At 69.1% G+C, this 15109-nt stretch carries 12 protein-coding genes; 2 read left to right on the top strand and 10 right to left on the bottom strand.

The genetic code is table 11. The annotated features are described in order from the left end of the window. Positions 1–77 precede the first annotated feature (77 nt). The 6 genes from ACH34R_RS07560 to ACH34R_RS07535 form a co-directional block, all read right to left on the bottom strand. Positions 78–317, bottom strand: coding sequence for a hypothetical protein (locus tag ACH34R_RS07560; RefSeq protein WP_397560562.1), 240 nt, complete (start codon positions 315–317; stop codon positions 78–80). Continuing rightward, positions 314–1237, bottom strand: a complete 924-nt coding sequence (locus tag ACH34R_RS07555) for a group II intron maturase-specific domain-containing protein (RefSeq protein WP_397560561.1) — start codon at positions 1235–1237, stop codon at positions 314–316. The genes ACH34R_RS07560 and ACH34R_RS07555 overlap by 4 nt, the downstream gene beginning before the upstream one ends. Positions 1238–1948: 711 nt before the next feature. Beyond that, positions 1949–2380, bottom strand: coding sequence for a helix-turn-helix domain-containing protein (locus ACH34R_RS07550; protein ID WP_397561021.1), 432 nt, complete (start codon positions 2378–2380; stop codon positions 1949–1951). Between the two features lie 158 nt (positions 2381–2538). Then, on the bottom strand, positions 2539–3252 hold the full coding sequence (locus ACH34R_RS07545) for a hypothetical protein (protein ID WP_397560560.1): 714 nt from the start codon (positions 3250–3252) through the stop codon (positions 2539–2541). Between the two features lie 728 nt (positions 3253–3980). Continuing rightward, positions 3981–4754 carry a putative protein N(5)-glutamine methyltransferase gene (locus tag ACH34R_RS07540; RefSeq protein WP_397560559.1) on the bottom strand — a complete coding sequence of 258 codons (774 nt, stop codon included), beginning with the start codon at positions 4752–4754 and terminating at the stop codon, positions 3981–3983. A 158-nt stretch (positions 4755–4912) separates the two neighbouring features. Then, entirely contained in the window at positions 4913–5662 is a 750-nt protein-coding gene (locus tag ACH34R_RS07535; protein WP_397560558.1) for a flavin reductase family protein, read from the bottom strand. Positions 5663–5785: 123 nt separating this feature from the next. On the opposite strand from ACH34R_RS07535, the gene ACH34R_RS07530 reads away from it, so the two are divergent. Next, positions 5786–6670 carry a DUF4429 domain-containing protein gene (locus ACH34R_RS07530; protein WP_397560557.1) on the top strand — a complete coding sequence of 295 codons (885 nt, stop codon included), beginning with the start codon at positions 5786–5788 and terminating at the stop codon, positions 6668–6670. Positions 6671–6697: 27 nt separating this feature from the next. Here ACH34R_RS07530 and leuS read toward each other — a convergent pair whose 3' ends face one another. Beyond that, a complete protein-coding gene (leuS, locus tag ACH34R_RS07525; protein ID WP_397560556.1) occupies positions 6698–9151 on the bottom strand; it encodes a leucine--tRNA ligase in 2454 nt (817 codons plus the stop codon). A gap of 500 nt (positions 9152–9651) precedes the next feature. Between leuS and ACH34R_RS07520 the strand changes: the two genes are divergently transcribed. Continuing rightward, positions 9652–10908, top strand: a complete 1257-nt coding sequence (locus ACH34R_RS07520) for a hypothetical protein (protein WP_397560555.1) — start codon at positions 9652–9654, stop codon at positions 10906–10908. 24 nt (positions 10909–10932) lie between these two features. Here the strand turns inward: ACH34R_RS07520 and ACH34R_RS07515 are convergent, their stop codons facing one another. The 3 genes from ACH34R_RS07515 to ACH34R_RS07505 form a co-directional block, all read right to left on the bottom strand. Next, positions 10933–12207 carry a cytochrome P450 gene (locus ACH34R_RS07515; protein ID WP_397560554.1) on the bottom strand — a complete coding sequence of 425 codons (1275 nt, stop codon included), beginning with the start codon at positions 12205–12207 and terminating at the stop codon, positions 10933–10935. A gap of 50 nt (positions 12208–12257) precedes the next feature. After that, positions 12258–13433, bottom strand: a complete 1176-nt coding sequence (locus tag ACH34R_RS07510; protein WP_397561020.1) for a cytochrome P450 — start codon at positions 13431–13433, stop codon at positions 12258–12260. A gap of 80 nt (positions 13434–13513) precedes the next feature. Further along, positions 13514–15097 carry a GMC family oxidoreductase gene (locus tag ACH34R_RS07505; protein ID WP_397560553.1) on the bottom strand — a complete coding sequence of 528 codons (1584 nt, stop codon included), beginning with the start codon at positions 15095–15097 and terminating at the stop codon, positions 13514–13516. Positions 15098–15109: the final 12 nt, after the last annotated feature.

Here is a 15109-nt window from a genome sequence, read left to right as displayed (position 1 = left end):
CCTGTCCACCTTCAAAAGGGACGACGGTGGCTGAAACCGCGTTCGCACAGGTCCCAGCCCTCGCTCTAGTGCCCGCCTCAGGCAACGTTCGCCCTCTTGGCGACCTCGCGTAGCCGTTCATCGGCGGCGTGCTTGTTCCGCCAGATGATGTAGCGGCGGATCATGCAGCCCTGCTCTTCGCGGCCGGCGTGGTCGGTGCCGGCCAGGGCGAAGTAGCGCAGGACGATGAACTGGGCTTCGTCGGGTAGCCGGAGTGCGTTACCGCGCCCCGGCCCCCTCAGAACCGGCCGTGCCCGCTTTCCAGGCAACCGGCTCAAGCAAGCCCTGTTGGCACGAGGCCGGGCGGAAGTGCTGGGTTGGTGCCGTCGCCGAGTCGGCGGCGACAGTGGGCGTGTATGAGACCCGTTGCGGCGTGTTCGTCCGGGTTTCCGAGCTCCACGGCAGCGGCGATCGCCTGTTTGCGGATCGCTGTGCGCGTGGCTGTGAGCCACTGCTGCCACTCGGTCGGGCTCTGCGGCTCACGGTCGGCGTGCAGCAGCAGGCCCCGGCAGAGCGGACATCGGCCGCCCTGCTGACGTAGAAGCCGCCAGGTGGCGGCGTCCACCGGGGCCCTGGCGCGGCGACGCCGCTCGGTCCAGTAGCCGGTCAGAGCCGGGTCGTCGGGACAGGACCGGCCTGCGACCATCCGGTGCCGGACGATTTTCGTCCAGGCGAACTTGCGCAGGTAGAAGCCGGTCTCCCGGCTCCCGAACACCCACTTGTCGCGCCTGGCGGTGTTGAACATGCCGAAGTACCGGGCGATGATCCAGCGCTTCGGCTTGTTCGGGTGGGAGATCTTGACCCACTCGTAGGCCAGTCTCCACAGATGGGCGTCCAGCGCGCCGAAGGCGCGTTTGGACACCCCGATCCGGTAATAGGCGGCCCATCCTTTGACGATCGGGTTGAGCTTGGCGATCAACGCGTCGGCGTTGGCCCCTCGCAGGGCCGCCACCTCCTGAGACAGCCGCTTGCGGATCCGCCGTAACGCGTCCTTGCTCGGCTTGGTCAGCAACTTCCCCCGGAACCGGCGAATCTCAAAACCCAGAAAGTCCACCCCCTGGTCCAGGTGGGTGATCCGGGTCTTGGCCTGATTGAAGACCAAACCCTTGGGCTCCAGCCAGCTCGCGAGTCGTTGCTGGATATCCTCGGCCTGCTCACGGGAGTGACACACAGCGAGCACATCGTCGGCATACCTCACAGGACCGGCGAGTCCGGGGTGGCCCGCAGGCCACCGCCGGTCTCCCAATACCTGACTCCGACTGCCTGCTCCATGCCGTGCAATGCCACGTTCATCAACGCGGGACTGATCTGCCTTCCCCAGCCTGTGACCCCCGGATGGAACGAGGGTCCTTGGGCATTTCCCCGGGCTTCACACCCCACGGTCACCCATGACGCACGCCGGGGCGGGGACGGTCCATTACGCACTGGACCGGGCATTATGCCGTCGACATCAAGCGACCTCCTTCAGCACATTCCACTCATCACATGCGGCCTCGTGTCGCACGATGCGGTTCAGCCAGGAACTGTTGGTCGGCGTGTAGGCGAACTCGACGTTGTTGGCTGCGGCCCAGTCGCCGACCCGGCTGTCCTTGTCGTGGTCAGGTGCGGCGAGAGGTTGTCGAGCACGATCGCGATGCGGATCTTCGGCGGGTGGAAACTGCGCAGATAGCCGCAGAACTCCAGGAACCGCATCCGGCTCTTCTTCGGCTTGATGTGACCGTAGAGCTTGTCCCTGCCCAGGTCGTAGGCGGCGAACAGGTGCCTGACTCCGCGCGGGCGGGTGTAGGTCGCCCGCCTGCGGGGCCGTGGCTCTCGGGCTGGATCCTTGTGCCGTCCTCTGCTCGGCCCACTGTCGGCCCGGGTGGGCTGGAGGTTGAGCGGACCAAACTCGTCCAGGCAGAAGACGACTTCAGGCTCGCCGTCCTCGGGTATGACCTCGTCGTCGGCGATCGCGTAGAGGCGCTCGATGCGGGCCTTCTTGGCGGCGTAGTCGGGGTCGCGGGAGGTCTCCCAGGTCGTTGTGCGTTGAAACGAGACGCCCTCCTCGTGGAGCAGGACCCGCAGACCCTCGTGGCTGATGTCGTCGACCGCCCCCCTGAGCGACCAAGAAGTCGGCCAGCTCGGCCAGGCTCCAGGTCGAAAGCGGCAGGTCGTGCTCGGCCGACCTGGACTTGGCGATCTTCTTGATCTCCCGGCGCTCCAGGAGGCTGAAGGTTCTGGGCCGGCCGCCCTTGTACTTCGGGTAGAACGAGTCGAAGCCGTCAGGGTTAAAGTTGTGGATCACATCCCGGATCCGGTCCGCGCTGGTGAACGTCACCTCAGCGGTCTTTGCCACGGGCATGCCCTGCGCGGATAACAGCACCATCTGTGCCCGCCGCCAAGTACCACCGAACCGGTGCCTCTACGGATGATCCGCAGCAGGCGCTGCCCCGCGTCGCCATCGATCTCGCGAACGCGTACCCGCTCTGCCATCCGCACATGATCTCGTTCAGTGCACGGTCATGCGGGTATCCCAGACGGCGCGTAGTGGCGCAAGTAGTCACGCATCTGAGGCTCGAGTCCGGACAGGTCATTGCCGTTGAGGGCATGCCAGAGACGGTTCTCAATCCAGAACCGATGGGCGAACTCCTCGAACGAAGGTGCACACCAGAGGATTGCAGCCCTTTGCTCCTCCGGATCGTCGAGATCGGTCTCCGTCCCTTCGCCATCGCGCCGTGCCTCGTACTCGTATTCGTAGTCGAGATAGGAGTGCACCACGAACGCCTCACCCGAAGGACGGAGGTAGAGGTACCAGATGACGCAGTCCTGTTGGTCCCGCAGGAATCGCACGGCAAAGGCACCAGGCTCGACCGGACTGGGCAGGGGCTCTGAGATATCGGTCCAGCAGCCGGTCACCGAGACCTCATCCAGCGAGCGGTGCAGCTTCAAGTCGGCCTGGAAGGTGACGAAGTCCCGAGGCAGCGTCAAGCCCTTGGCCGCAAGGTTCTCCGCCAAGTGATTGAGCGCCGTGACCTGTTCGGGAACGGGTTCGCCGGTACCACCGAGCCATTGAAAGGCGCCCGTGAACTCGGTGGAGTCGAGAGGTGGCAGGCTCTCGTAGGGGTAGTGCTCATAGGTGTAGCGGCAGGGTCGGTATTCACCCAGGTCGGTGGCACACCAAGCAGAGTCGAAGCCGACCGAGGACAAGTCAGACTGTGATCGTTCACCAGGCATCGGCCCTCCATTGATCACCGTGAGCGGAGTTGTCGGTGTCAGCATCGCACTGCCTACTGACACTCCTGCGATGAGTGGGCCAGATTAGCCCTCCCTGGTGAGGGCGAACGGTGCCTGATGCGGCGCCACCGAAATGCCCTCCCCAAAGCTTCCGGCAGCACGAGGCTCAGGTGGGTCAATCCACTCGGAAGGGTGGGCCCGCCTTCAAGAGGGGGACAGCGGTGGACGAAGACACCTTCACACAGGTCCCGACTCTCGCCCTGGGCTCCGCCCCGCAGACTCACCCCCGCCCGGACAGTCGAGAAGGACCGGACCCGGGGGGCGGCTAATCCACCCGCACGGGCACGCGCACCTTCCGCAGGGCGACAGCGGCGAGAGAAACACGTTCGCACAGGTCCCGACGCTCACCCCCGTAAACCCGCCGCCGCTTGGGCTCACCGGGATGCCATCCACAAAGATCAAGTAAGGGTCAGCCCATGCGCAAGGGCCGGCCCATCTTCGGGCGACGGCTATGGGTGAAACCCATGTTGACCCACTGCCGCTCGGGCACTCCCTCGTCGAAATGCTCTCCGCAAATATCAGGAAAAGGACCCGGCCTAGGGTCGGCCATCCCTCGCAGAGGGGTGTGTCCGCCTTCGGGGTGCGTGGTGAGTGAAATCGCCTTTGCACAGGACCCCAGCTCGCACTCCGGGCTCCGGTCTGCAAGATCGACCCCCATGCGCATGGTTTCAGAGCAGGGTGCCGATCACCACTGTCGCGTTCCAGTCGGTGGAGTGGGCGACGGTGGTGGCGAGGCCGCCGGTGGTCATGGCGGTTGTGGCGGGGGTGGTCTGGCGTTCGCTGGTTTCGATCAGTAGGTGGCCGCCCGGGGACAGCCAGGTCGCGGCTGTCGTTGTCACTCGGCGTAGGACGTCGAGGCCGTCCGGGCCGCCGTCGAGGGCGATGCGGGGCTCGTGGTGGCGGGCCTCGGGTGGGAGGAATCCGACCTCGTCGCTCGGGACATAGGGGACGTTGGCCACCAGGACATCGACCCGCCCCCGCAGTCGTGATGGGAGTGGGTCGAAGAGGTCGCCTTCGTAGACCTGTCCGCCCACCGTGGCGCAGTTGCGGCGGGCGCAGCGGACCGCCGCGGGGTCGAGGTCGGTGGCGTGCAGTTCGGCGGCGGGGATGGCGCTGGTCAGGGCCACGCCCACGGCGCCTGAGCCGCAGCACAGGTCGAGCACGACGGCATGCGGCGGGGCGAGGGCGGCGGCCCGCCGTACCAGGAACTCGGTACGGCGGCGCGGCACGAACACCCCCGGATCGACGGCGACCCGCAGGTCACAGAACTCCGCCCAGCCGAGAACGTGTTCCAGCGGCAGGCCCTGGACCCGCCGGTCCACCAACGCGGAGAGTTCGGCCTCAGAGGAGGCGGCGGCGATCAGTAGTTCGGCCTCGTCTTCGGCGAAGACGCACCCGGCGGCGCGCAGCCTGGCAATGACGACGGACCGCAGAGACAGCAACGGAGAGGGAGAAATCCACACAAGGGCGCCTTTCGGATTGCCGACGGGCGCTCTCCCGGCCCCCTACGAGGGGCGAGCCGAACGGCGGCGAGGCGAGAGCACCCGGCCTGATCTGGCGGTAATGGGTCTCACCTCCTCGACGCGCTGAGACCGCCACACTATCCGAGCGGCTCCTCGCCCGGCAAAGCCGATTCCCACTCCCGCTGCCCCTCGGACCGGCCCCCCATGACGGCCCGGGCGCGGTCGATGTCCGGGCCGCGGTAGAGGCGTTCGGGGATGCCGGCGAGCCTGGACGGGTGTACCTGTGGCCCCAGGCCGTAGAACTTCTGGAAGCTCATGATCAGCGGACGCCACGCGTCGGGGTCGATGTGGTCGTCCGAGCCCTTCATCCGGATGCCCTCGTCCACGTACACCCGCTGCACGCGTACTTCGAACACGAGCACGCGGCCGTGCTGTGCCGGATCGTCGGCGGCCATCCGGTGCACGCCCGCCACGACCGCCTCCAGGTGTACCTGGCACTCGGCGACCCGTGGCGGCGACACCGTCTCGGCCGCGATCGGCGTGACCCCGGCCAGGTGGAACTTGTCCGGTTCGTAACGGTAGCCGCGGGCCCGCTTCCCGGCCGGAACAGGGTCGGCCCCCGTGGTCAGCGCCAGCCGGTCCACCGTGCCGGCCAGCGCCTCCGAGGGCAGGTTCAGCACGCACTCACCGGTCCGCAGCAGGTTACGGCTGGTCTGTGACGTCGCTCCGAGGCCGAGCATGGCCCGCCAGCCGAGCCAGAATGCGGACGACATGGGGGCCAGGTTCGGCGTCCCGTCCTCGTTGAGGGTCGAGATGAGGACGACCGGTGTCCCGAAGTACAGGATGCCGGGCTCTATCCGCGTGTGGTCGATCGATACTTCATGCACACCTTCCAGGTTCGGGACACCGGGTCGCCTTAGCTGGCGGTAAGCGGACGCCGCGTCGAGCCCGGCCACCGGAAGCCGCCCGCCCGGATATCCGCGACATCGCCCGCGTTCTAGGCTTGGCACATGGCGGACGTACTCACCGGACAGGGCTGCTCATGGACCTTTGAGTCGGGCGCGGTGCGGATGCGGTTCCATCGCGCGATGAAGGTCCCCAAGTTCCTCCAGGAGCTGGGCGAGCGGCTGATCCCATACAAGGCCCTGGCCGATGTGTCGCTCACGCCGGGCAAGCGGGGCACGGTCGTGCTGCGGGCGGTACCCCGGCAGGGCGCCGATCCGGTGCTGATCGCCGCGGCCGGGCAGCTCAAGGAGACGCTCGACCCCTACCGCCTGGTGCTGCCCGCCGACCGCGAGAGCCTGGCCGACTACTACGCCGAGGAGATCCGGCGATCGATCACCGACTCGGGCCCGGCCAAGCGCTGCCTGGTCCAGGCGCCGCCGACGCCGCGTTCGTTCAAGGGCTGGGACGGCCAGGCGCACTTCGACGACGAGACCGTGCGGTTCCAGTGGTTCTGGTCGAGCGCCGAGAGCGTGAAGTACCGGGCGGGCGACCAGCGCTTCGCGATCTCCGACATCGAGGGCGTGGAGTGGCGCTCACCCGATGTCTTCAACGGCTACCTGCGGCTGCGGGTCCGCGGGCTGGAGGCGCCGAAGGAGCCGGAGAAGGACCCGGCGGCGGTGGTGTTCGGGATGGGGTACGGCCTGACCGCCGAGTCGCTGCCGTTCGCGGCGGCCGTGGTGGGTGCAGTCCGCGACCAGCACTCCGCCGCGGAACTCCCCCCGGCCGAGCCTCCGGCCGATCCCCCGGCCGAAGAACCGGTCGTGGCCGCGATCGACCGGAGCGAGGACATCCCGACTCTCATCCGCAAACTAGGCGAACTGCGCGACGCGGGCCTGCTCACCGAGGAGGAGTTCCAGGCCAAGAAGGTGGAACTCCTCTCCCGGCTCTGAACCGGCCCGCGCCACCGAAAGCCGCCGCTACGGGACGATGTTGACCAGCTTCGGCGCGCGCACGATGACCCTCCTGGGCGTGCCGGAGAGCTGTGCCTGTACCTTCTCCGAGCCCAGCGCCAGCGCCTCCAGCTCGGCGTCGGTGATGTCCGGGGAGACCTCCAGGCGGTCACGGACCTTCCCGGCCACCTGTACCACGCACGTCACCGACTCCTGCACCAGCAGCGCGGGATCGACCTCGGGCCAGCCGGCCTTGGCCACGGACGGCGAACCGCCCAGCCGCTCCCAGCCCTCCTCGGCCACGTAGGGCGCGACCAGCGACAGCATGACGGCCAGCGCCTCGGCGGCCTCGCGCACGGCGGGGTCGGCGCGGCCGGGACCGGCGTCGATGGCCCGCCGGGCGGCGGTGGTCAGCTCCATCATCCGGGCCACCGCGACGTTGAACCGATAGGACTCGACCAGCTTGGTGACCTCGTCCACGGTGCGGTGGGTGACCTTGCGCAGCTCCAGGTCGCCGCCGGCGTAGGAGACGCCCGGCTCGCTCGTCACCTCGCTCATCACCCGCAGTGCGCGGGCCAGGAACTTCTGGGAGGCGGCGGGCGAGACGTCGGCCCAGTCGATGTCCTCTTCCGGCGGACCGGCGAAGATCATGGTGAGGCGGACCGCGTCGACCCCGAAATCGTCGATCTGCGCGCCCAGGTCGACGCCGTTGCCCAGCGACTTCGACATCGCCTTGCCGCGGTTGATGACCTGGCCCTGGTTCAGCATCCGGATGAACGGCTCGGTGAAGTCGAGCATGCCCATGTCGTGCAGGACCTTGACGAAGAAGCGCGAATAGAGCAGGTGCAGCACCGCGTGCTCGATGCCGCCGACGTACTGGTCGATCGGCCCCCACCTGCGGACCTTCTCGACGTCGAACGGGCCGTCCTCGTATCCGGGCGAGCAGTACCGCAGGAAGTACCATGACGAGTCGACGAAGGTGTCCATCGTGTCGGTGTCGCGCTTGGCCGCGCCGCCGCACTTGGGGCACTCGACGTTGACCCAGTCGGTGGCGCTCGCCAGCGGGGAGACCCCCCGCGGGGCCAGGGCCTCGCCGCGCAGGTCGGGCAGCGTGACGGGGAGCTGGTCGTCGGGGACGGGCACCTCGCCGCAGTCGGGGCAGTGGATGATCGGGATCGGGGTGCCCCAGAACCGCTGGCGGGACAGCAGCCAGTCGCGCAGCCGGAAGTTGACCGCGGCCTTGCCCCGGCCCTTCTCGCTCAGGATCCCGATGATCTTCTTGATCGCGTCGGCCTTGCTCAGGCCGTCGAGCGGGCCGGAGTTGACCAGCGAGCCCTCGCCGGGGGTGGCCTCGCCGGTCTCGCCGGGGTCGGCCAGGCCGGTGTGCACCACGACCCGGACCGGCAGCGCGAACTTCCTGGCGAAGTCGAGGTCGCGCTGGTCGTGGGCGGGCACCGCCATGATCGCGCCATGGCCGTAGTCGGACAGCACGTAGTCGGCGGCCCAGACCGGGATGCGCTCGCCGTTGACCGGGTTGATCGCGTGGACGCCCAGGAAGACGCCGGTCTTCTCCTTCTCGGTGGACAGCCGGTCGATGTCGCTCAGCTTGGCGACCTCGGCGCGGTACGCCTCGAACGCCGCCCGCTGCGCGGGCGCGACGATCTCGCCGGCCAGCGGGGCGTCCGGGGCGACCACGAAGAAGGTGGCGCCGAACAGGGTGTCGGGCCGGGTGGTGTAGACGGTGACCGGCTCCTCGCGCCCCTCGATCGTGAAGAGCACGTCGGCGCCCTCGGAGCGGCCGATCCAGTTGCGCTGCATGGTCAGCAGCCGGTCGGACCACAGGCCCTCCAACTGGGCCATATCGTCCAGCAGCCGGTCGGCGTAGTCGGTGATCTTGAAGTACCACTGGGTCAGCTCGCGGCGCACGACCTCCGCGCCGCACCGCTCACAACGGCCGTCGACCACCTGCTCGTTGGCCAGCACCGTCTGGTCTTGCGGGCACCAGTTGACCAGGCCGCCCTTGCGGTAGGCCAGGCCGCGCTCGAAGAAGCGGTTGAACAGCCATTGGTTCCACCGGTAGTAGCCCGGGTCGCTGGTGTGCAGCCGGCGCGTCCAGTCGAAGCTGATGCCGTACCGCTTGAAGGACGTGGCCTGGGTCTCGATGTTGGCGTAGGTCCACTCCGCGGGATGGGCGTTGCGCCGGATCGCCGCGTTCTCCGCGGGCAGGCCGAAGGAGTCCCAGCCGATGGGGTGCAGCACGTTGTAGCCGCGCTGGAACCAGTAGCGGGCGATGACGTCGGCCAGGGCGAAGACCTCACCGTGGCCCATGTGCAGGTCACCGGAGGGATAGGGGAACATGTCGAGCAGATAGCGCCGCTCGCGGGGGTCGGCGGGGTCCTCGCTCGCCCGGTAGGGGTCAAGCTCCTCCCACCGCCGCTGCCACTTGGCCTGCAGCGCCTTCGGATCATATTGCTCGGTCACGGTTGTGGTCCCTCGGTTTGAGCTGCTGAGCCATCGGCCCCTGGACTCACGGTGCACCTCGCGGACCCGGGTCGCGGTCCATCGATCGCGTAAGGCCCACAAGAAAGCCCCTCGCGAACGCAAGGGGCATGCCGCGCGGCGGGGCTGTGCTCAGCCAGGCCGACGCGGCCCGCGAAGAAGCAGGGGCGCGTAACGCATACACCAAGGGTAGCGCAGAGAACAGCCCTTCGTTGTCGGGTCGGTAGAGGCGGGCGCGGGGGGCGGACGCTCCCGGTACGGTCGCGCACGGCGGCACACCACGACACGGTGAGCGAGACCTGATGGTGATAGATCCGTTGTGACCTCTTCTGTCCCTTTAGTTTACTGTTGTCCGCGTGGCGATCTCAGGCGACCAGGACCCCGGTAAGCCGGGCGGACCTGGCATGCCATTGCAGGACCCGCCAACAGATCCGAAGGGATTCTCCCGTTTTCCTGCGGTACCCCCTGATTCGCATGAGATCATGCCCAGCATCGCAAGTCCGGGCACGATCGCGGGAGGTACGGGACGCATGGCCCCGGATCAGTCGAGCCATCCCCAGATGCCGCCGGCGTGGCCGGATGTGCCGCAGGGCGGTTCCGCCCCGCCGCCTCCCGAGCATGCCCCTGACCAGGACCGCAAGGGGCGCGGGCGCCCCTCCGCGCCGCCCCGCTCCTGGGACGGTGATCCACTCGGCCCGCCGCACACACCGCCCGCCGTACCGCCGTCGGCCACCTCCGACGTGAACTACGAACGGACGGTGGCCGTCCCGATGCGCCCGCGCGAGGAGGCCGCCGCGCCGCCGCGCGAGCGGTCCGCGCCCCGGCGGCAGGGCGACACGCCCGGCGGCACGCTGGGCCGCGACCCGGCCGACCCCAACCGCCCCTTCGTCACGGCCGGGCAGATCAGTGGTCCGAAGACCCCGCCGCCGGAGCGGCAGCAGGAGCTGTGGAACACCGTCTTCGGCGACAATTACCAGGCAATGGAGGACGAGGAGCGGCCCGAGCGCACCGGCAAGCCGGTGTGGATCTACGCGCTGGCCGGGACGATCGCCGTCGCGCTGGTCGCCGTGCTGCTGTGGTGGGCGTTCACCTCGGGGCCGCTGGCCTCCGCGGAAGGGCCCGCGTCCACGCAGACCGCCCAGAAGACGGCCGCGCCGCAAAAGCCCGCCGCGCCCAAGAAGACCCTCCCCCGGCTGCCGCGATACAAGGGGGCGGCCTCGCAGAGCGCGGGCACGCTGACCGACCAGCTCGGCGGGATCACGCTGCCCAAGCTGGGCCCGCCGTGGCGGCAGGACCTCCGGCCCACCGTGCGGGAGAAGTTCGGATACCCGACCCGGCAGTACGTGCCGGCGGGCCGGGACGCCGCGGGCAAGACGCAGTTCGGGCAGGTGCTGTCCGGTCCGCTGCCGAAGCAACTGGCCGGGAAGTACGGCTCGCCGGAGGATCTCACCCCGGTGGTCAGCGCGGTCGCCTTCCAGGCCCGCACGAAGTACTTCGCCAAGGGCAACACGATCGCCAAGACCGTGCACCAGACCAAGCCCATCGGCGGGATGCCCGCCGAACTGATCGGCTATGAGATCACCTCGGCCCAGACCAAGACCACGATGGTGGTGGCGGTGGTGGCCACCGGCCGTGACGTGCCCACCGTGGTCTTCATGATGGTGCCGGAGACCAAGAAGAAGCTGCTGCCCGACATCAACACCGTCTTCGCCGGCATCCGGCCGGTGAACGGCTCCTGAGCCCACGGGCGCGCGGCGGACCGGCTAGAGGCGGGTCACCTCCATGTGCTTGACGCCGTTGATGAAGCTGGACAGCAGCGGCTCGGGCTCGCCCACCTCCAGGTGCGGCACCCGGCGCAGCAGCTCGTCGAACATCACGCCGATCTCCCGCCTGGCCAGGTGGGCGCCCAGGCAGAAGTGCGGCCCGGGGCCGCCGAAGCCGACGTGCGGGTTGGGGTCGCGGGTGATGTCGAAGCGGTGCGGGTCGGTGAACACCGCCTCGTCGCGGTTGGCCGACCAGTAGAACAGCACCACCTTGTCGCCCGCGCGGTAGAAGGTGCCGTTCATCTCGTGGTCGCGGGTCAGCTTCCTGCGCATGAAGTTGACCGGCGCGGCCAGCCGGACGATCTCCTCGATGGCCTTGGGGGTATGCCCGGCGATGTCGGTGAGCCAGCGGGCGCGCTCGGCCGGATGCTCGGTGAGCAGGCGCATGCCGCGGGAGATCGCGTTGCGGGTGGTCTCGTTGCCGGCCACCACCAGCAGGATGAAGAACGAGCCCAGCTCGGCCGGGGTCAGTGCCTCGCCGTCGATGTTGGCGTTGACCAGCGACGAGATCAGATCGGACGTGGGGCGCTCGGTGCGGTGGGCGGCGAGGGCCTGGACCAGTTGCTGCAACTCCATCCCGGCGGCGAGCAGGCGGTCGGCCAGGCCGTCGATGTCGCCGAAATCGGGGTCGAAGCCGCCCAGGATGATGTTGGAGCGGTCGAGGACGAACTGGTGGTCGCGCTCGGGGATGCCCATCATGTCGCAGATGATCTTCAATGGCAGCCGGGCCGCCACCTGGGACACGAAGTCACCGCCCGGACCCGCCGCCAGCAGGTCATCGACGATCTCCGTCGCCGCGCGGCGCACGTCGTCCTCGAACTGCTTGATCATCCTCGGGGTGAACGACCGGGACACGATCCGCCGCAGTCGCGCGTGCCGGGGATCGTCCATGTTGATCATCGATCCGAAGTACTCGGCCAGCTCGGCGGGCATGTCGGCGATGTTGGTCGCGCCGCCGTCGCCCGAGCAGAACACCTCGGGAAGGCGGCTGGCCGCCACGATGTCCGCGTGCCGGACCAGGGCGTGGTAGCCGGGCCCCGCCGGCCCCAGGAAGAACTCCGGCTCCTCGTAGAAGACCGGTCGCGGGAGCTCGCGGAGCAGCCGGAAGGCGTGCTCCCGCTCGGCCATGGGCCTGGCCCAGAAGTCGTAGTCGGACAGATCGAAGTCCGCCGCGGTGATGATCGAAGTGCGCCCGGTGGTGGGGTCCACGCTCATGACCCCAATGATCTGCTTGCGACCGAGCGCAGTCAAGCCATTACTCGTGGCTAGAAGTCGCAGGTCATCCTTTTGATCCCATTGATGAAGCTGGAACGCAGGCGGTCGGGCTCGCCCACGGACCTGATGGCGGGCGCCCGGGTGAACAGCTCGCGCAGCATCAGCTCGATCTCCCGCCTGGCCAGGTGGGCGCCCAGGCAGAAGTGCGGCCCGGGGCCGCCGAAGCCGACGTGCGGGTTGGGGTCGCGGGTGATGTCGAAGCGGTGCGGGTCGGTGAACACCGCCTCGTCGCGGTTGGCCGACCAGTAGTAGAGCAGGACCTTGTCGCCCTCGCGGAACGTCGTGCCGTTCATCTCGTGGTCGCGCGTCAGCGTACGGCGCATCCACGCGACCGGCGAGGCCACCCGGACGACCTCCTCCACCGCGCCCGGCAGACGTGCGTCGAGGTCGGCCAGCAGCAGCTCGCGCTGGCCGGGGTTGGTCGTGAACAGGTGCAGGGCGTGGGAGATCGCGTTGCGGGTGGTCTCGCTGCCCGCCACCACCAGCAGGATGAAGAACGAGCCCAGCTCCTGGAGGGTCAGTGCCTCGCCGTCGATGTTGGCGCTGGTCAGCGCGCCGATGAGGCCGGCGGGCGCGGACCCGGCGAGCGTGGCGACCACGTCCTGGAGGCGCTGGGCGGTGCCGAGCAGCAGCGGCCCGGCCTCCTTGGGGTCGGTGATGTACTCCGGATCGCCGCCGGACAGCAGGATGTTGGACGCCTCGAAGACGGTCTGGTGATGCTCTTCGGGAATGCCCATCAGGTCGCAGATGATCTTCAACGGCAGCCGGGCCGCCACCTGGGACACGAAGTCACCGCCCGGACCCGCCGCCAGCAGGTCATCGACGATCACCCCCGCCGCGCGGCGCACGTCGTCCTCGAACTGCCTGATCATCTTCGGCGTGAACGACCGCGACACGATCCGCCGCAACCGGGCGTGCCGGGGGTCGTCCATGTTGATCATCGACCCGAAGTACTCGCGGAACTTCTCCGGCATCTCATGGATGCTGGTGGTGCCCTGGGCCGAGCTGAAGATCTCCGGCCTGCGGCTGGCCTCGACGACGTCGGCGTGCCGTACCAGCGCGTGGTAGCCCCGCCCCGGCGGGGCGAAGCTCACCGTGGGAGCGGCGAACCACCTCGGCCCCGGCAGCGCCCGCAGCGCGGCGAACGCCTCCTCGCGCTCGGCCATCGGCCGTGCCCAAAAGGCCGGGTCGGCGAGGTCGATCTCCCCGGCCGAGCTGATCGGAACCGGCACATGCCCTCCTCAGGTCAGCGTCCGGCTTCAATCCTGCCACCTTCCGACCATGCCGCGATGATCAGGTCGGCGGCCCGCTCTCCGATCATCACGGCCGGGGCGTGGGTGTGCCCGCGGTTGATCACCGGCATCACCGAGACGTCGGCCACGCGCAGGCCGTCCACCCCCCGTACGCGCAGCTCCGGATCGACGACCGACTCCGCGTCGGTCCCCATCCGGCAGGTGCCCGCCGGGTGGTACAGCGTCTCGCTGCGCTCGCGGATCCAGCGGTCCAGCTCCTCGTCGGTACGGGCGCCCCAGTAGGGCGCCATGGGACCGGCCGCGTACGGGCGCAGGGCGCCGGTCCCCACCAGCTTCAGCGCCAGGCGCAGGCCCGCCGCCAGCCGCCGCCGGTCGGCCTCGGCGCTGAGGTAGCGCGGGTCGATCACCACGTCCCGGCCGCTCAGCGAGATCCGCCCGCGGCTCTCCGGCCGCAACAGCACCGCGGCCACCGTGATGCCGTGCCCATCCGGCCGGGTCAGCCCGTGGTCGGCGAAGGCCACCGGCACGGAGATCAGCTCGATGTCGGGCGCGGGCTCCCGCGGCGAGGTGCGCGCGAACGCAAGGGCCTCGCCGATGTTGGAGGTCAGCATCCCCCTGCGGCGGACCAGATAGCGGACCAGGTTGGCCAGGGACTCCGCGCTCGCCAGGGTGACCTCCGCAGGACAGCGCATCATGATCCCGGAGGTCAGGTGGTCCTGTAGGTTGCGGCCGACCTCCGGCCGGTCCACGAGCGGGGGCACCCCGTTGGCCCGCAGCTCGGCGGGGTCGCCTACGCCGGACAGCAGCAGCAGGTGCGGCGAGCCGATCGCGCCGGCCGACAGCACGACCTCGCGGCGGGCGGCGACCACCGTGCCGTCGGCGCACTCCACGCCGGTCGCCCGCCCGCCCTCCAGCAGCACCCGGTTGGCGTGCAGGCCGGTGAGCACGGTGAGGTTGGCGCGGCGTCTGGCCGGGCGCAGGTAGGCGTCGGCGGAACTCCACCGCCTGCCGCGGTACTGGGTCACCGGGGCCTGGCGGCAGCCCTCGGCGTCGTCGGGACCGTTCAGCTCGGCCAGCCGCGGCAGCCCGATCTCCTCGCAGGCCCGCAGAAACGCGCCGGTGACCGGGTTGGGGCTGCGCAGCTCGGAGACGTGGACCGGGCCGCCGACACCATAGACACCGCCCTCGTTGGAGCCGATCCGGTTCTCCGCGCGCTGAAAGTAGGGCAGCACGTCGTCATAGGACCACCCGGGCACTCCCCACCCGTCGTAGTCGGCCCGGTGGCCCCGCACCCACATCTGCGCGTTCATGCTGGACGAACCGCCCAGCACGCGCCCGCGCGGCCAATAGAGCCTGCGCCCATCCATCTCGGCCTGCGGAACGGTGCTGAAATTCCAGTCGTAGGGCGTCTTGAACAGCTTCTTGAAACCGGCCGGAATGCGGATCTCCGCCTTGTCGTCGGGGCCGCCCGCCTCAATGAGCGCCACCGTGACGCCCTGCTCCGCGGACAGGCGGTTCGCCAGGACACACCCCGCCGAACCAGCACCGACGATTACATAATCGTACTCGGTGGACATGCCACGCCTCTT

This window comes from Spongiactinospora sp. 9N601, assembly GCF_044326295.1.
GTDB lineage: Bacteria > Actinomycetota > Actinomycetes > Streptosporangiales > Streptosporangiaceae > Spongiactinospora > Spongiactinospora gelatinilytica.
The sequence above is the reverse complement of the archived record's forward strand: the minus strand, read 5'-3'. Positions and strand labels throughout refer to the sequence as shown.